Raw genomic sequence first — 16,193 nt, 5'->3', positions numbered from 1 at the left:
TCGCATGATCCAGATCCTGGCCTGCCTCACCGGGCAGCACGACCACGGCATCGTCCTTGGCGCGGCCCTCCTCTGCGTGGTGGCGGCCCTCGCCTGCACCCTCTCTGTTCGCGGCACGGGGCGCCTCCGTCCCGTCCTCTCCGCCCTGCTCATCGCCATCGGCGCCTGGTCCACCCATTTCGTCGCCCTCCTGGCCTATGACCCCGGTATTCCGATGGGCTACGACCTATCGCTCACCCTTCTCTCGGCGGCGCTTGCCCTGGTGGGCGCCCTCGCGGGTTTCGCCATCTGGTTCGCCGGCCAGGCCAGGCCCCTCCACCGCGCCGCCGGCGGCGCGCTGCTCGGCGCGGGGCTGGCGGGAATGCACGACCTCGGCATGCTCGCCGTGCGCGTGCCGGGCCACCTCGTCGTCGCCCCCGGCCACCTCCTCGCCTCTCTCGCCGTCGCCACGCTCCTCGGCGCCGCTGCGCTGCACGTCCTGCGGCTGAACGCCGTCCTGCCGCGGGCGCTCGCCGCCGCCGCCCTGCTCACGGCTACCGTCCTTTCGCTGCACTTCACGGCCATGGGCGGGGTCACGGCCTGGCCGGACCCCGCGGTGCCCGTGCCCCGCTCGGCCCTCCCGCGGGACGGCCTGTTGATTCTCATCGTCACCCTCACCGCCGTGACCATCTCGGCCATCCTCCTCGTCCTCGCGATCGAGGCCCGGATCGGCCTTGCCGCCCAGGCCGCCGAGGCTGGCCGGCTCCGCGGCCTCGCCGATGCCGCCTTCGATGCCTTGGCCCTGCTCGACGCGGAGGGCAGGGTCATGGAGGCCAGCAGCCAGCTCGCCGCCCTCACCGGCACGGGGCGCGAGGCCCTGATCGGCCGCCCCTTTGCCACCCTGCTCGAGGAGGGCGCGACGGACACCGGCCCCGCGCGCCTCGTCGGTGGCCTGCCCGTGGAGCTGCGCCGCCGCACCATCGAGACCGCCTCCGGGACGCGCGTCGTCGTCGCCCTCCGCGACCTGCGCGAGCGGCTCGACTCCCAGAGCCGGCTCGAGCGGCTCGCCCACCACGATACGCTGACCGGCCTCGCCAACCGTGCCCTCCTCCGCAGCCGGATCGAGGAGGAGATCGCCCGCACCGGGCGCGGCGCCGCGCGCTTCGCCGTGCTCTGCCTCGACCTCGACCGCTTCAAACCCGTGAACGACCTCTACGGCCACGCGGCCGGGGACCAGCTCCTCCAGCAGGTGGCCGAGCGCCTTACCGCGTCGCTGCGCGGGTCCGACCTCTGCGCGCGCATCGGAGGCGACGAGTTCGTCATCCTCCAGACCATGACCGACGCGCCCGAGCCCGCTCAGGCCCTCGCGCAGCGCCTTGTCTCGGCCCTGGTCGAGCCCTTCCATCTCACCATCGCCGAGGTCACCGTTTCCGCCTCGATCGGCATCGCCCTCTTCCCCGACGACGCCACCGCACCCGAGGAGCTTCTCCGCGCCGCCGACCTCGCCCTCTACCGCGCGAAGGAGAACGGCCGGAGTGGCTTCGCCTTCTTCCACGTGGCCATGGACCAGGAGATCCGCCACCGCCACGCGCTGGAGCGCGACCTGCGTCAGGCCGTCGCCAATGGCGAGATGTCGCTCGCCTGGCAGCCCCAGGCCGCCGCCGACACCGGCGAGGTCACGGGCTTCGAGGCCCTGCTGCGCTGGCACAGCCCCACCCGCGGCTCGGTGAGCCCCGCCACCTTCATCCCTCTCGCCGAGGCCTCGGGCGCCATCCTGCCGATCGGCGCCTGGGTCCTGCAAACCGCCATCCGGGAGGCCGCGAGCTGGACCAGGCCGCTCCGCGTCGCCGTCAACGTCTCCGCGCTGCAGATCCAGCAGGGCGACTTCCCCGATCTGCTCCGCACCCTCCTGGAGGAGACGCGCCTCGACCCCCGGCGGCTCGAGCTGGAGGTGACCGAGAGCCTCCTCATCACCGACACCGACCGCGCCTTGGCCACGGTGCGGGAGTTGAAGTCCATCGGCGTCCAGCTCTCGCTGGACGATTTCGGCACCGGCTACTCCTCGCTCAGCATGCTCCGCAACTTCCCCTTCGACCGCGTGAAGATGGACCGCAGCTTCGTCAGCGCGCTGACCGACGACAACAGCGCCGCCGCCGTCGTCCAGGGCATCCTCGGCCTCAGCCGCGGCATGGGTCTTCCCGTCGTGGCGGAGGGCGTGGAGACCGAGGCCCAGATGAGCGTCCTCCAGGCCGCCCGCTGCGACGAGGTGCAGGGCTACCTGGTCGGCAAGCCCCGCTCCATCGGCGACTACCAGGCCCTCGTGCACCCCGGCCGGGAGATCATCGCCGCCTAGCGCCGCGCCGGCCCCGCCGCGTTCAGGGCAAGGTTCTGCTCCGCCAGATCCGCCGCCGCGCTGTCCGGGCTGTTCACCACCACGCTCTCCCAATCCGCCCGCGCCCCGGCCTCGTCGCCCCCCAGCTGCCGCAGGATCCCCCGCTCCAGCAGCGCTTCGGGGCTCCCCGGCTCGATCGCCAGCGCCCGCTCGATATCGCGCATCGCCTCCTGCGGCCGCTCGAGCAGCCGCAGCGCCGCCGCCCTGAACACCAGCGCTTCCACCCGCTGCCCGTCCAGCGCCACCGCCCGGTCGGCATCGGCCAGCGCGTCCGCGAAGCGGTGCAGCGTCCCCGCCGCGATCGCCCGGTCCACCAGCAATTCCGGATCGTTCGGCGTCGACGCCAGCGCGAGCGTGAAGGCCCCATGCGCCCGCACCGGCTGCCCCGCCATCATCCAGGCCTGCCCCGCCTGCCCGAACACGGCCGCCCGCGCCGCTGCCCCCGCCCGCCCGGCCTTGCCCAGCGCCTCCAGCCGCCCTGCCGCCCGCTCCGCCTCTCCCAACCCCAGCAGCGCCAGCGCCGAGCAGTGCCGCGCCCCATCGCCGCCGCCCTGCGCCTCCCAGGCCTCGGCGAAGGCCAGCGCGCCCTGCGCGTCGTCCCGCAGCTTGCCCAGGCATTCCTCGTAATCGGGGCTGTCCGCCATGCGCGGCGGCTCCGGTGGCAGCGGCAACACCTCCTCCGCCGCCTCCGGTACCGGGGCAGGGGGCGCCTCCGGGGGCCGGGCCCACCAGAGCCCCCCCGCCAGCACCAGCGCCAGGGCGACCGTGCCCGCCAGCGCCTTGCCCATCCCGTTCCGCATGGCCGGCAATCTAGCCGCCCCGCGCGGAAGCCGCCATGGATAGGGGATGCAGCGCCACCTCCTCGTCTTCGGCCTCGGTTTCAGCGGCGCCGCCATCGCGCGCGACGCCGCGGCCGCCGGCTGGACTGTCACCGCCACCGCCCGCGATCCTGCCCGCGCCGAGCCATCCGCGGGCGTCGAAGTGATCCCCTTCGACAGCGCCGCCCCCGCCCTTCGCGCTGCCACCCACCTCGTCATCACCGCGCCCCCCGGCGAGAACGGCGACCCCGTCCTCGCCACCCACCGCGAGGCGCTGGAAGCCGCCCCCCTCCGCTGGATCGGCTATCTCTCCACCACTGGCGTCTATGGCGACCGCGGCGGCGCGTGGGTGGATGAAACGACCGAGCCCGCCCCCGCCCAGCCCCGCTCCCGCCGCCGCCGCCAGGCCGAGCTGCAATGGGAGGCCTTCGCCCCCCGCGCCGCCGTGGACCTCTTCCGCTGCGCCGGCATCTACGGCCCCGGCCGCTCCGTGCTGGACGACCTCCGTGCCGGCACCGCCCGCCGTACCCTCAGGCCCGGTCACGCCTTCGGCCGCATCCACCGCGACGACATTGCCCGCGCCGTCCTGGTGGCCGCGACCAACCCGCCACCCTCCGGCACCCGCGTCCTCCACCTCGCCGACGACGAGCCCGCGGAGAGCGCCGCCGTCACCGAGGGCGCCGCCCGCCTCCTCGGCATCGAGCCGCCCCCCGCCATCCCCTTCGAGACGGCGCGCGCCACCATGTCCCCCATGGCGCTCTCCTTCTGGTCCGAGAACCGCCGTATCTCCAATGCCCACACCAAGGCCTCCCTCGGCATCGCCTGGCGCTACCCCACCTGGCGGGAGGGCCTCGCCGCCATCCTCGCCGAGGGCGGCTGAGGCCCTCCCCGCAACCCCGCCTTCCGAGGGGCGTTCGCCCGGAGCAACAAGGAAGGGAAGCCCAGCGCATGCGCCTCGACGGTCCTGAGAGCGACAATGTCGAGGATCGCCGCGGCCAGGGCGGTGGATTCGGCGGCGGCGGGTTCGGCGGCTTCGGCGGAGGCGGCCGCCGTGGCGGCGGCATCGCCGTCGGCGGCATCGGCGGCGTGGTCCTCCTCGTCGTCGCCCTCCTCCTCGGCGTGGACCCCTCCACCATCCTCGGCGGCGGCGACCCGGGCCCCGCGCCCGCCCCCCAGGAACGCCGCTACGACCCCGGCCAGGACCGCCAGTTCGCACCGGGCCGCCAGGCCGGGAACGAGCGCCAACCGGCCGAACGCGGCAGTGAGGACTCCGGCCGCCGCTTCGTCGGGCAGGTCCTCGGCGAAACCGAGCGCGTCTGGGGCCAGCAGTTCCAGCAGCTCGGCCGTCGCTACGAGGAGCCCGTCCTCGTCCTCTTCTCCGGCGCCACCCATTCCGGCTGCGGCGCCGCCCAGGCCCAGACCGGACCCTTCTACTGCCCCGAGGACCGCCGCGTTTACATCGACCTCGACTTCATGGCGAAGCTTCAGCGCCAGCTCGGCGCCACCGGCGACTTCGCCGCCGCCTATATCGTGGCCCACGAGGTCGGCCACCACGTCCAGAACCTGCTGGGCATCCTCCCCCGCGTGCAGCAGGCCCAGGCCCGCGCGGACGGCGTGGAGCGCAACCAGCTTCAGGTCCGCGTGGAACTCCAGGCCGACTGCTTCGCCGGCGTCTGGGCCAACCAGGCCAACCGCCGCGACAGGATCCTCGAGGAAGGCGACATCGAGCAGGGCATCAACGCCGCCGCCGCCGTCGGCGACGACCGCGTGACCGGCGGCCGCATCGCCCCGGAAAGCTTCACCCACGGCAGCTCCCAGCAGCGCGCCCGCTGGTTCCGCCGCGGCCTCGAGAGCGGCGACATCCGCCAGTGCGACACCTTCCAGGGTTGAGGCTGGCACGACCGGCCGTGCCGCAGGCCGGTGCGGTCGCCTCAACCCGACAGGGCCGGCATCGTACTCCTCGCGATCCGGCCCTGAGTTGCCAGGCCTGAAGCCGCCCTGCTGCCCTCGCGTCCAGGCACGAGGGAAGGGAAGTGACAATCTTCAGTGTTTGCGGGTATCGCTGCGCCTCCTTTGGCAAGGGCCCCGGCCCGGCGCCAGGCAGCAGGAAGCTCGAAGTTGATTTTCTCCCGTCGTGTCGAGTCCGCTGGCGTTGGACTGCTGGTGTTGGGGACCTTTATCTTTCTTTCGTTTTCCTATTTCGGCCAGAATGTCCATGTCCTGAGCGACGAGTTCATCTACAGCATTGACGCTCAACATCAGCCATTAAGTGCCGCCGCTTATCCAGTCTGGGCCTATCTAAAGCTTTTCAGCATCGTGCGGCATGCGGGGGCGGATTTCTACGCGGCGGGAAGATTGCTGAATGCGTTGATTTTCTCGCTTGCCATCCCGCTGATTTACGCAACCGCGAACTACTATGTTTCGGGCAGATGGGCGCTGTTGATCTCGGCGCTCGCGGTCCTCGGACCAATCAACTCCTACGTGGCTTATTTCATGCCCGAGGTCACGTATTTCACGGCATTCTGGCTTCTGAGCTGGTTCGTTCTGACCCGCCAGACATGGGCAGCCGTGCCCTATGGAATCGTTGTTGGATTGCTCTGCTGCTTGATGAACCTCATCAAGCCGCACGGGATGTTCGTGCTGATCGCGATCCTGCTGGTGCAGGCAGCCTGTGCCTTGTTTGCCCGGACGCGGGAAGCATTATACCGGGCCTTCGTCGTTGGCCTTTTCGCGGCAGCGAGTTTTACGCTCGCTCGGCTGGCGATCGGCTACCTCGTTGCCGGCGCGGCAGGGCTGTCTTTTACCGGGAAATATTCTCAGTGGACCAGCAATGATTGGTCCGAAGAGAATTATTCCTCCGCGTTGCGCCTGGCTTGGGTACTGCTGAAGATCCATAGCGTCGCCATTGCAGCTTGGGCTGGACCAGCAATCGTCGCTGTCCTCTGTCTCCTGCGGAAAGGCGTCGATCCGTCCCGGCGTCTGCTCGCGTTATACGCTCTCGCGGTCTGCGGTTTGATGCTGGCGATCTGCATCGTCTTTTCCGTTCGGATCGTGGATGGAATGCCGGTCATCGATGCGTTCCGGGTCCACATGCGATATTATAATCTTTTCTTCCCGCTCTTTTTCATCGCGGCTGCAGGATTGGCAACGCCCGAAGATCGCAGGATGAGCCTGTTCACGGTTTTCATTGGGATCGCTGTCGCGGTATGCGCGGCGGCGGCCGCTCTGCCCAGCATCGGCCGGCTACCGTTCCTTCCGGTGGACGCACCGGAGCTGCGCGGGCTCGTCGTCGCCGGCCCGTACTGGCTGCCTGCCATAGGCGGCCTGTCCGCCGCTTGCTGTCTCGTTCTCGCCTTCCGTCCTCAGCTTGGATCCAGGCTGTATCTCGCTGCGGTCTTGCCGTTGGCGGTCGCTCTGGCGACGACGGGCATCCATCGGGATCTGAATACCCGGATGACAGATCTGCCGGTCGACCGCGCCGGCAAGATCACCCGCTCGCTGCTCGGAACGGAGGCGGCCAGTTTGAGCATCGTCGGCGGGCTGTGGCAGCGTTGGAATGCACGCTTCACGGTCAACACGATCGGTACGGGCGACCACCACCTGCCAGCCGGCGCACCAATACCGATCGATCTTGTTTCACAGCAGACCCGCTGGTTGCTCGTCCTCGATGACCGTCCGGTTCCATCTGGCTGGGATCTCGTCATAGGCCAGTCGCCGGATTGGTATCTCGCTCGCCGTCAATGAACCGGCGAGCTCTCGGTCAGCGCCCGTTCCCGCGCTGCTGCGTCCCCCGAGCCTCCACACCGCAAACGGCAACCCACCGGTTGCCGTCCGCCAGGATGGAAGCCCTCCCCGGAGGCCTCACGCAAGCTCAGCTATTCGCCTCAATCATCGCGCGAACCTTCGGGTAAACCTCGTTCGCCCAGCGCTTGCCCGCGAACACCCCGTAATGCCCCACCCCCGTCTGCAGGTGGTACTGCCGCTTGGCCAGTGGGATGTTCGGGCAGAGGTCCAGCGCCGCCATTGTCTGCCCGATGGCGCAGATGTCGTCCCGCTCGCCCTCCACCGCCAGCAGCGCCGTCTTGCGGATCACCTCCGGCCGCACCGCCCGCCCGCGATAGGTCAGTTCGCCCCGCGGCAGGTCGTGGTCCTGGAAGATCCGCTTCACCGTCTGGATGAAATACTCCGCCGGCAGGTCCATCACGGCGAAATACTCGTCGTAGAAGCGCCGGTGCGCTGCCTGCGCCTCGGTGTTCCCCGCCACGATGTTCGCGAACTGGTTCCGGTGAGCCCGCACATGCCGCTGCAGGTTCATCGACATGAAGGCCTGCAACTGCACCGCCCCCGGATAAACCTCCCGTCCGGCGCCCGCATAGCGCATCGGCACCTTGTCGATGAGGTTCCGCTCGAACCACTCGATCGGCTTGGACTGCGCCAGCTCGTTCACCTTCGTCGGGCTGATCCGCGTGTCCACGGGCCCGGCCATCAACGTCATCGTGGCCGGTGTTGCCCGGTTCCGGTCCTCGGACATGATGGAGACCGCGGCCAGCGTCGCCGGCACCGGCTGGCAGACCGCCACCACATGGCTCCCGGGTCCCAGCACCTCCAGAAACCGGATGACATGCGCCGTGAAGTCGTCGAAGCCGAATTCCCCGGCCGAGAGCGGCACGTCCCGCGCATTCGCCCAGTCCGTGATGTAGACGTCATGGTCCGGCAGCAGAACCTCGACCGTCCCGCGCAGCAGGGTGGAGAAGTGCCCGGACATCGGCGCCACCACCAGCACCCTCGGCTGCTGGACGGAGGTGTCCTTCGCGAAGCGCAGCAGCGTGCCGAAGGGCGTCTCCAGCACCGGCTCCTCGGTCACCTCCACCTCGCGATTGCCCACGCACACGGTGGTGAAGTCGTAGCCCGGCCGCGTGTGCGTCGTCCTCGCATTCGCCACGAGGTCGAGCGCCGCGCTCGTCCGCCGGATGAAGGGGGCCGCCAGCGGCATCGCCGCCGCCACCGGCTCCAATTCCTTGAGGACCCGCCCGGCGCTCTCCGCGAACATCCGGAACGGGAGTTGGAAGTCCTGCTGCGCCTGCCAGAGCTGGTAGATCATCGAGGACATGTCTGGTCGGTAGGTCGCATGTCGGGGGAACGGCCCACCCAGGTCGGAGGTTTGATCACAGGTGATAATGTGAGGATCTTCGCCCGTCGAGGTCAACGCCTTGTGAAAACGAACCGGCTCTGTTTCATTGCATTCTGTCCATCTATGCCCGCGTCCTTCCCGGACCCTGGCACCCGCGCCCGGTCCCCTGGAAACCACCTCACGAGCACGACAGGTGGCGGTGTTCCGTCTTAACCTTCCCCACCAGGCCGCCCGGCGCATCGCCAGCCGCCGCCGAGGGACGAGAGATGGAACAGGCCAAGCTCCTCATCAGTAGCCGCAACTACTCCTCCTGGTCGCTGCGCGGCTTCCTTCTCTGCCGCCTCGCCGGCCTCGACTTCACCGTCGAACCCGTCGACGTGAACGACCCCGCGGCCCGCGCCGAGCTCCTCCTCCGCGCATCCTCCATCCGCATCCCCTGCCTCCTGCACGAGGGGCTGCGGATCTGGGACACCACGGCCATCGCCGAATACCTGAACGAGGCCTTCCCCGAAGCCCGCATGTTCCCGGCCGACCGCGCGGCCCGCGCCCGCTGCCGATCCATCTCCGGCGAGATGCACTCCGGCTTCCAGGCCCTGCGCGCCTCTCTCCCCATGAACCTCCGCGCCCACCGCCCGGGCTTCCGCGTCTGGGCCGGCCCGCAGGCCGATATCGACCGCATCCTCTACATCTGGCGGGAATGCTTCGAGACCTGGCGCGGCCCCTGGCTCTTCGGCAGCCGCCCCTCTGTCGCAGACGCCATGTACGCCCCCGTCGTCACCCGCTTCCTCACCTACGACGTGCCCCTCGCTGGCCCCTGCGCCAGCTACGCCACCCGCATCATGGAATGGGCCCCCATGGCCGAATGGATGGCCGCCGCTATCGATGAGCCCGACCCCGCCATCAGCGAACTCGAGGTCGAGGCTGAGTTCTGAGCCAGAAAGGGCGCTGCCCTCTCCGGACCCCCGGGCGAACGCGCCGCGTTCGTCCCGCACCCGCCAGGAGCCTGAGGCCCCTGGCCCCCTCCTGGCTACGCGAAGCCTTCCTGAACGCGCAGTCGCCCCGGGGCACTGACCCGAGGCGCACCGCCCAAAAGACACAGAAAAACAGGAGCGGGGCCGTGGGGGGAATTCATCCCCCCGTAATCACCAACGCCACCCCTCCCGGGACCCCGCCTTAATCCAGCTTGGCCCCTGCCGCCCGCACCACATCCCGCCACTTCGCGTTCTCCGCCGCGATGTAGCGGTCGAAGGCCACCGGCCCCAACGGCTTCGGCGCGCTGCCGATCTCGCGCAGCCGCTCCGCCGTCGCGGGCTCGGCCACCGCCCCGAGGATCGCGTCCGCCAGCCGCTCCTGCACCGGCGCAGGGATGCGCGCCGGCGCCTGGAAGCCAAACCAGGCCACTGCCTCGAAGTCCGGCACTCCCGCCTGCGACACCGTCGGCACCTCCGGCAGCGAGAACCAGCGCTCGGCCGAGGTCACCGCCAGTGCCCGCATCCGCCCCTCCTTGAGGTGCGGCAGGTAGCCCGGAAGGTTGTCGATCGCGACCTCCACCCGCCCGCCCAGCACGTCCGGGATCACGCCCGAGGTGCCGCGATAGGGGATATGCGTCAGGTTCACCCCCGCCTTCGTCTTCAGGTACTCCCCGCAGAGATGCCCGGAGGTCCCGTTCCCCGGCGTCCCGTAGTTCAGTTCCCCCGGCCGCGCCTTCGCCGCTGCCAGCAGGTCGGCCAGCGTGCGGAAGGGCGAATCGGCGGCCACCACGATCCCGTTCGCCACCTCGTTCACCAGGGCGAGGCTCGCCAGGTCGCGGGTCGGGTCGTAGGGCAGCTTCGTGTAGAGGAACTGGTTGATGCTCGCCGTGCCGATGGTGCAGCACAGGATGGTGTGCCCGTCCGGCTCCGCCTTCGCCACCACGTCGCTGCCGAGGTTCCCGCCCGCCCCCGGCCGGTTGTCCACCACCACCGGGAAGCGGGAAGGCTCCCCCGGCTGGCCCAGCAGCGCCGGCATCCGCTCCGCCACCACGCGCGCCGTCAGGTCCGTCGCGCCCCCCGCAGGGAAGGGCACGATGATCCGGATGGGCCGATTCGGGAAAACCGGCTGCGCCCGCACCAGGGCAGGCGCCGCCAGGACTGGCAGGGCCAGCAGCGCCGCCCGCCGGGAAACATGAAGATCGATCACTCGCGCCATCCTGCTCACTCCACTGTTGCGCCGGACTTGCGCACCACCTCGCCCCACTTCGCCGTCTCGGCCCGCACGAAGGCGGTGAAGGCCGCCGGCGTCGTCCCGCCATCCGGCGTCAGGTCCGGCATCATCCCGCCCAGGTCCGCCATGCGCGCCTTCGTCGCCGGCTCCTTGACGATGGCGTCGATCGCCGCCCCCAGCCGCTCCACGATCGGCCGCGGCGTGCGGGCAGGGGCCTGGATGCCGAACCAGGCCGTCGCCTCAACGCCCGGCAACCCCTCCTCGGCGGTCGTCGGGCAGTCCGGCAGGGCAGGGGTCCGCGTCGCCGTCGTCACCGCCAGCGCCCGCAGCCGCCCCTCCCGCAGGTGCCCGATGGCGGAGGGCAGGTTGTCCACCGCCACCTCCACCCGCCCCGCGATCACCTCGGCCAGCATCGGCCCGGCGCCGCGGAAGGGCACATGCGTCATCTGGACGCCCGCCTCCATCTTCAGCAGCTCCCCCGTCACATGCAGCGAGGTGCCGGCGCCGGAGGAGCCGATGTTCAGCCGCCCCGGATTCGCCTTCGCATAGGTCACCAGCTCCCGCAGGCTCCGCACGGGCAGGGAATTGGTCACGAAGATGACGTTGGGCACCCGGACGACCAGCCCCACCTCCGCCAGGTCCTCGGGCCTGTAGGTCATGCGGCTGCCATAGAGCGTGTAGTTGATGGCACCGGAGGAGATCGCCTGCATCAGCAGCGTGTAGCCGTCCGGCTCCGCCTTCGCGACGAAGTCCGCGCCCACGTTGCCGCCCGCCCCCGCCCGGTTCTCCACCGTGAAGGGCTGGTTGAAATGCGCCTGCAGCCGTTCGGCCAGGATGCGCGCGGCCACGTCCGTCGTGCCCGCGGGCGTGAAGGGCACCACCACCCGCACCGGCCGCACCGGCCATTCCCCGCCCGCCCCCTGGGCCAGGGCACGGGCTGGAACCCCCGCGAGGCCCGGCGCGGCAAGCAGCGGCGCGGAGAGCAGGGCGCGGCGTGAAACCCTCATGGACAACCTCCTCGGACAGCCGCGCGCCAGGGTCTGGTGCCCCCTTTTCCGCGTCGCGGCGATGAGGGAACAGGTGCCCAACCGCCGCTCCACTTGCAAGCCTCCCCCAAGGGTGTTCGGCCGGGGGCTTGCGCCGCCATCCATTCCGCGCCCCGCTCTGCCCGCGCAGGGACATGAAGCCGCCACCGCCCTCCCGCGTTGCGGGAGGGGAACTGGCCGGCGAACGGGTGCGGCGGCCATCTCCCCGCCCGCCCGTGTCCAGGCGCGCGAGGACCGAGCGTAAGGAAGCTGAACCGCATGGGATTTCTCCAGACCTATGCCCGCGTGCTGGGCCTGCTGGCCCCGGACAAGTGGGTGGCCATCGGCCTCGCCCTGGCCTCGCTCGCCCTGGCCGGCCTGCAATTCCTCGAGCCCGTCCTCTTCGGGCGCGTGGTGGACGTGCTCACCAGCGCGGACCGCCTGCCGCAGGACGTGGTCTGGCGCCAGGCGATCTCCCTCCTCGTGGTCTGGGGCGCCGTCGGCGTCACGGGAATCGCGGCCAACGTCGCCGTCAGCCTGCTGGCCGACCGCATGGCCCACCGCAACCGCCTCTCGGTCATGCACCGCTACTTCCAGCACGTCCTCGCCATGCCGCTCTCCTTCCACGGGGACACCGCCTCGGGCCGGCTGATGAAGATCATGCTCGTCGGCACCGACCACCTCTTCGCCATCTGGCTCTCCTTCTTCCGGGAGCACCTGACGACCTTCATCACCACCATCATCCTCCTGCCGCTGACCTTCTTCATGAACTGGCGGCTCGCGATCGTGCTGCTGGTGCTCGTGATCGTCTTCTGCGCCGTCGCCGCCTTCGTCGTCAGCCGCACCCAGGAGGCCCAGGAGCGCGTCGAGGACTACCAGAGCCAGCTCGCCGGCAACGCCCAGGACGCCCTCTCCAACGTCGTCGTCGTCCAGTCCTTCACCCGCCTGAACGCCGAGGCCCGCCTCTTCGGCGACATCGTCCGCCAGGTGCTCGACCACCAGTTCCCCGTGCTGAACTGGTGGGCGGTCGTCTCCGTCCTCACCCGCTCGGCCAGCACCCTCAGCGTCATCACCATCTTCATCCTCGGCACCTGGCTGCACATGCGCGGCCAGGCGACCGTCGGCGAGATCGTCGCCTTCATGGGCTTCGCCACCATGCTCATCGGCCGCCTCGAAGGCGCGGTCGGCTTCGTCTCCACCCTGCTGCGCCAGGTGCCCGGCCTGCGCGAGGTCTTCGGCGTGCTCGACGCCCGCAGCACCGTGCCCGAGAAGCCCAACGCCCTCGACCTGCCGCGCGTCCAGGGCCAGGTCGTCTTCGACCACGTCGCCTTCGGCTACCCCGGCGGCGGCCTCATCCTGAACGACGTCTCCTTCGAGGCGCCGCCCGGCAAGACCGTCGCGCTCGTCGGCCAGACCGGCGCCGGCAAGTCCACCGCCATGTCCCTCCTCCAGCGCCTCTGGGACCCCGTGAACGGCCACGTGACGATCGACGGGACCGACCTCCGCGACATCACCCTCGAAAGCCTCCGCCGCAACGTCGGCGTCGTCTTCCAGGACGCGATGCTCTTCAACCGCACCATCAAGGAGAACCTCCTCATCGGCCGCCCCGACGCGACCGAGGAGCAGATCGAGCACGCGTGCCGCATGGCCGAGGCGCACGACTTCATCATCCGCCAGCCCCAGGGCTACGACACCCGCGTCGGCGAGCGCGGCATCAGCCTCTCCGGCGGCCAGAAGCAGCGCCTCTCCATCGCCCGCGCCCTGCTGAAGGACCCCCCGATCCTCATCCTCGACGAGGCCACCAGCGCCCTCGACGCCGCGACCGAGGCACGCGTCCAGCGCGCGCTCAAGGCCCTCATGGCCGGCCGCACCACCTTCATCATCGCCCACCGCCTCTCGACCATCCGCGACGCCGACGAGATCCTCGTCTTCGAGCACGGCAAGATCGTGGAGCGCGGCACCTTCGAGGAACTCGTCAACCTCGGCGGCCGCTTCGCCGAACTCGTCCGCACCCAGCTCTCGGGCGCCGAGCAGAAGAGCGCGGACGCCAAGGCCGCCGACCAGAAGCAATCCGCCGTCGCTGCCTGAAACCGGGCGAATCACCGGCTAAAGTGACGGCGGATCACCCCCTGAGACACGGCTGAACCACAGGCCGGAACCAAAGATTACCATTTCTTCACGGCCTCGCGAGCGCCCTCTTTGGCGCTTGCGGTGGCCCCCCTCGGACCTGCCACGATCCTCCCGGAAGCCACCAAGGGAGGCCGCCATGACCATCGCGAAAATCCTGCGCAACAAGGGCAGCGACGTGATCGGCGTCGGACCGTCCGAGGAACTCGGCGCCGTCGCCCGCACCCTCGTCCGCCACCGCCTCGGCGCCGTCCTCGTGCGCGACGAGGCGGGGACCGTCCTCGGCATCGTCTCCGAGCGCGACATCGTCCGCGCCCTCGCCGAAGAGGACGGCGTGCTCGACGGCCAGACCGCCGGAGACGTGATGACACGGAAGCTCTTCACCGTCTCCCCGGATACTCCCATCACCCGCGCCCTCGAGATGATCACCGACCGGCGCGTCCGCCACCTGCCGGTGATGGAGAACGGCAAGCTCTGCGGCATCGTCTCCATCGGTGACCTCGTGAAGGCCCGGATCGAGGAAGCGGTGACCGAGGCCGCCGCCCTCCGCGACTACGTCACCGCCAGCTAGGCGGGCAGGGCAGGGCAGGGGGCTGGCCCCCGGCGCCCCTTGGTGGCAAGGGGCGGGGCGGCGCCGTGCCTCCGGCGCGCCCCATCCCCGCGAGCCCGCCCCATGTCCCACGCCGCCACCCCCGCCACGCGCCCCGAGCACGTCCTCACCCTTTCCTGCCCGAACCGCCCGGGCATCGTCGCCGCCGTCGCCACCTGCATCTTCGAGCACGGCGGCAACATCCGCAGCGCCCAGCAATACGACGACGTCGAGAGCCGCCGATTCTTCGCCCGCATCACCCTCGACCACCCCGAGGGCAACCTCGACGTCCCCGCCCTCCGCGCGGGCCTCGCCGAGGTCGCCGAGCGCTTCTCGATGAACTGGACGCTCCGCAACCCCGAGGAACGCAAGCGCGTCGCCGTCCTCGTCTCGAAGTTCGACCACTGCCTGGCCGACATCCTCTATCGCTGGCGCCTCGGCGAGCTGCCGATGGAGATGGCCGCGATCATCTCCAACCACCCGCGCGAGACCTACCAGCACCTCGACTTCGGCGGCGTCCCCTTCCACCACCTGCCCGTTACCAAGGCGACCAAGATGGAGCAGGAAGCCGAGATCTGGCGCGTCATCCGCGACACCGGCGCCGACCTCGTCGTCCTCGCCCGCTACATGCAGGTTCTCTCGGACGGCCTCGCCGCCAAGCTCGTCGGCCGCTGCATCAACATCCACCACTCCTTCCTGCCGGGCTTCAAGGGCGCGCGCCCCTACCACCAGGCCCACTCCCGCGGCGTGAAGCTCATCGGCGCCACCGCCCACTTCGTGACGGCCGACCTCGACGAGGGCCCGATCATCGAGCAGGACGTGGAGCGCATCTCCCACAACGACACGCCCGACGATCTCGTCCGCCAGGGCCGCGACATCGAGCGCCGCGTCCTCTCCCGCGCGCTGCTCTGGCAACTCGAGGACCGCGTGCTGCTGAACGGCTCGCGCACGGTGGTCTTCCGGAACTGACCCTCAGCCGCGCTGCCTGTCCCCGGCGCCTTCAGCCTCGAGCCACCGCGCACGGGACAGCCGCGCGGCAAGGAAGCCGCCGAGCGCCTCGACCTTCGCCGGCCGGTTCCGCGCGGTGGGCGTGACGAAGTAAAGGCCGCCCGGCGCGATCTGCCACTCCGGCAGGATGATCTCGAGCCGGCCTTCGGTCACGGGCCCGGCCGCGATGAACTCCGGCAGTTCCGCGATGCCGATCCCCGCCAACAAGGTCGGGAGAAGCGCGTCCACGTTGGTCACGCGCAAGCGGCCCGAAGGCCTGACGGCCACCGCCTCGCCCGCCGGGCCGGTGAAGCGCCATTCCTCGCCGCGCGCGTGATAGGCGTAGCCGAGCAGGTGGTGGGCGGCCAGCTCGCCTGGATGCTGCGGCCGGCCGTAGCGGGCAATATAGGCCGGCGAGGCAACGATGTGCCGCGCCATTGGGCAGAGTCGCCGCGCGACGAGCGAGGACTCCTCCAGCACCGCGATCCGCAACGCGGCGTCGAAGCCCTCCCCGATCAGGTCAACGACAGCATCGCTCAGATGCAGGTCCACCGAGATGTCCGGGTAGAGGCCGAAGAACTCAGGCATCAGCGGCGCGACCCAGCGCAGCCCGAATGACATCGGCACCGCCAGCCGCACCGTCCCACGCGGCCGGCTCGCCAGCTCCCGGGCCGCGCTCTCCGCCTCCTCGGCCTCGTACAGCACCCTCGCGGCCCGCTCGGCCACCCCGCGCCCGAGATCCGTGAGCGCGAGCCGGCGCGACGTCCGGTTGAACATCCGCCCGCCAAGCCGCTCCTCCAGGCGCGCGATGGCGCGCGAGACCGTCGGCACGGAGACGCCGAGCACCCGGGCCGCCCCGGCGAGGGACCTCTCCTCCGCCACCTTCGCCACCATGGCCAGCGCCTCGAAATCCGGCAGCCCCGACATCGACATTCCTGCAAGG

General features: G+C 70.5%; 13 protein-coding genes. 8 read left to right on the top strand and 5 right to left on the bottom strand.

Features of this window, described 5'->3' with window-relative positions:
* The first annotated feature begins 4 nt into the window (after nucleotides 1-4).
* Nucleotides 5-2,332 (top strand): putative bifunctional diguanylate cyclase/phosphodiesterase, encoded by a 2,328-nt coding sequence (locus BO39_RS13240; protein ID WP_043833997.1) that lies wholly within the window; start codon nucleotides 5-7, stop codon nucleotides 2,330-2,332.
* Here the strand turns inward: BO39_RS13240 and BO39_RS13235 are convergent.
* On the bottom strand, nucleotides 2,329-3,171 hold the full coding sequence (locus tag BO39_RS13235) for a tetratricopeptide repeat protein (protein ID WP_043833996.1): 843 nt from the start codon (nucleotides 3,169-3,171) through the stop codon (nucleotides 2,329-2,331). The two genes, BO39_RS13240 and BO39_RS13235, sit on opposite strands and share 4 nt — an antisense overlap.
* A 46-nt stretch (nucleotides 3,172-3,217) precedes the next feature.
* Between BO39_RS13235 and BO39_RS13230 the strand changes: the two genes are divergently transcribed.
* From BO39_RS13230 to BO39_RS13220, 3 genes are all read left to right on the top strand, one after another.
* Entirely contained in the window at nucleotides 3,218-4,069 is an 852-nt protein-coding gene (locus tag BO39_RS13230; RefSeq protein ID WP_043833994.1) for a Rossmann-fold NAD(P)-binding domain-containing protein, read from the top strand.
* Nucleotides 4,070-4,137: 68 nt separating this feature from the next.
* On the top strand, nucleotides 4,138-5,079 hold the full coding sequence (ypfJ, locus tag BO39_RS13225) for a KPN_02809 family neutral zinc metallopeptidase (RefSeq protein WP_043833992.1): 942 nt from the start codon (nucleotides 4,138-4,140) through the stop codon (nucleotides 5,077-5,079).
* Between the two features lie 228 nt (nucleotides 5,080-5,307).
* Nucleotides 5,308-6,933: a hypothetical protein gene (locus BO39_RS13220; RefSeq protein ID WP_043833991.1), complete on the top strand. Its 1,626-nt coding sequence runs from the start codon at nucleotides 5,308-5,310 to the stop codon at nucleotides 6,931-6,933.
* Nucleotides 6,934-7,060: 127 nt separating this feature from the next.
* On the opposite strand, the gene BO39_RS13215 is transcribed toward BO39_RS13220, so the two are convergent.
* A complete protein-coding gene (locus BO39_RS13215) occupies nucleotides 7,061-8,299 on the bottom strand; it encodes a polyhydroxyalkanoate depolymerase (RefSeq protein ID WP_342666323.1) in 1,239 nt (412 codons plus the stop codon).
* A gap of 287 nt (nucleotides 8,300-8,586) precedes the next feature.
* Here BO39_RS13215 and BO39_RS13210 point away from each other — a divergent pair, with 287 nt between their 5' ends.
* Nucleotides 8,587-9,252: a glutathione S-transferase gene (locus BO39_RS13210; RefSeq protein WP_043833989.1), complete on the top strand. Its 666-nt coding sequence runs from the start codon at nucleotides 8,587-8,589 to the stop codon at nucleotides 9,250-9,252.
* Between the two features lie 241 nt (nucleotides 9,253-9,493).
* Here BO39_RS13210 and BO39_RS13205 read toward each other — a convergent pair whose 3' ends face one another.
* Both BO39_RS13205 and BO39_RS13200 read right to left on the bottom strand, forming a co-directional pair.
* Nucleotides 9,494-10,498, bottom strand: a complete 1,005-nt coding sequence (locus BO39_RS13205; protein WP_052402052.1) for a Bug family tripartite tricarboxylate transporter substrate binding protein — start codon at nucleotides 10,496-10,498, stop codon at nucleotides 9,494-9,496.
* A gap of 14 nt (nucleotides 10,499-10,512) precedes the next feature.
* Nucleotides 10,513-11,529 (bottom strand): Bug family tripartite tricarboxylate transporter substrate binding protein, encoded by a 1,017-nt coding sequence (locus BO39_RS13200; protein WP_043833985.1) that lies wholly within the window; start codon nucleotides 11,527-11,529, stop codon nucleotides 10,513-10,515.
* Between the two features lie 297 nt (nucleotides 11,530-11,826).
* On the opposite strand from BO39_RS13200, the gene BO39_RS13195 reads away from it, so the two are divergent.
* From BO39_RS13195 to purU, 3 genes are all read left to right on the top strand, one after another.
* Complete coding sequence (locus BO39_RS13195; protein WP_043833984.1) at nucleotides 11,827-13,635, top strand: glucan ABC transporter ATP-binding protein/ permease; 1,809 nt, start codon at nucleotides 11,827-11,829, stop codon at nucleotides 13,633-13,635.
* A gap of 178 nt (nucleotides 13,636-13,813) precedes the next feature.
* Nucleotides 13,814-14,245 carry a CBS domain-containing protein gene (locus tag BO39_RS13190; RefSeq protein ID WP_043833982.1) on the top strand — a complete coding sequence of 144 codons (432 nt, stop codon included), beginning with the start codon at nucleotides 13,814-13,816 and terminating at the stop codon, nucleotides 14,243-14,245.
* A 102-nt stretch (nucleotides 14,246-14,347) separates the two neighbouring features.
* Nucleotides 14,348-15,232 (top strand): formyltetrahydrofolate deformylase, encoded by an 885-nt coding sequence (gene purU, locus BO39_RS13185; RefSeq protein WP_043833980.1) that lies wholly within the window; start codon nucleotides 14,348-14,350, stop codon nucleotides 15,230-15,232.
* A 3-nt stretch (nucleotides 15,233-15,235) separates the two neighbouring features.
* On the opposite strand, the gene BO39_RS13180 is transcribed toward purU, so the two are convergent.
* Nucleotides 15,236-16,177 carry a LysR family transcriptional regulator gene (locus tag BO39_RS13180; protein ID WP_043833978.1) on the bottom strand — a complete coding sequence of 314 codons (942 nt, stop codon included), beginning with the start codon at nucleotides 16,175-16,177 and terminating at the stop codon, nucleotides 15,236-15,238.
* Nucleotides 16,178-16,193 lie beyond the last annotated feature (16 nt).

Source organism: Roseomonas aerilata DSM 19363 (assembly GCF_000711725.1).
In the GTDB taxonomy this organism is placed as follows: Bacteria; Pseudomonadota; Alphaproteobacteria; order Acetobacterales; family Acetobacteraceae; genus Roseomonas; species Roseomonas aerilata.
The sequence above is the reverse complement of the archived record's forward strand: the minus strand, read 5'-3'. Positions and strand labels throughout refer to the sequence as shown.

Bases quoted from the DNA above. Each gene is read 5' to 3' on its own strand.
- BO39_RS13200 (WP_043833985.1), bottom strand. From the start codon at position 11,529: ATGAGGGTTTCACGCCGCGCCCTGCTCTCCGCGCCGCTGCTTGCCGCG.
- ypfJ (WP_043833992.1), top strand. From the start codon at position 4,138: ATGCGCCTCGACGGTCCTGAGAGCGACAATGTCGAGGATCGCCGCGGC.
- BO39_RS13190 (WP_043833982.1), top strand. From the start codon at position 13,814: ATGACCATCGCGAAAATCCTGCGCAACAAGGGCAGCGACGTGATCGGC.
- BO39_RS13195 (WP_043833984.1), top strand. From the start codon at position 11,827: ATGGGATTTCTCCAGACCTATGCCCGCGTGCTGGGCCTGCTGGCCCCG.
- BO39_RS13215 (WP_342666323.1), bottom strand. From the start codon at position 8,299: ATGTCCTCGATGATCTACCAGCTCTGGCAGGCGCAGCAGGACTTCCAA.
- BO39_RS13240 (WP_043833997.1), top strand. From the start codon at position 5: ATGATCCAGATCCTGGCCTGCCTCACCGGGCAGCACGACCACGGCATC.
- BO39_RS13180 (WP_043833978.1), bottom strand. From the start codon at position 16,177: ATGTCGGGGCTGCCGGATTTCGAGGCGCTGGCCATGGTGGCGAAGGTG.
- BO39_RS13210 (WP_043833989.1), top strand. From the start codon at position 8,587: ATGGAACAGGCCAAGCTCCTCATCAGTAGCCGCAACTACTCCTCCTGG.
- BO39_RS13235 (WP_043833996.1), bottom strand. From the start codon at position 3,171: ATGCGGAACGGGATGGGCAAGGCGCTGGCGGGCACGGTCGCCCTGGCG.
- purU (WP_043833980.1), top strand. From the start codon at position 14,348: ATGTCCCACGCCGCCACCCCCGCCACGCGCCCCGAGCACGTCCTCACC.
- BO39_RS13230 (WP_043833994.1), top strand. From the start codon at position 3,218: ATGCAGCGCCACCTCCTCGTCTTCGGCCTCGGTTTCAGCGGCGCCGCC.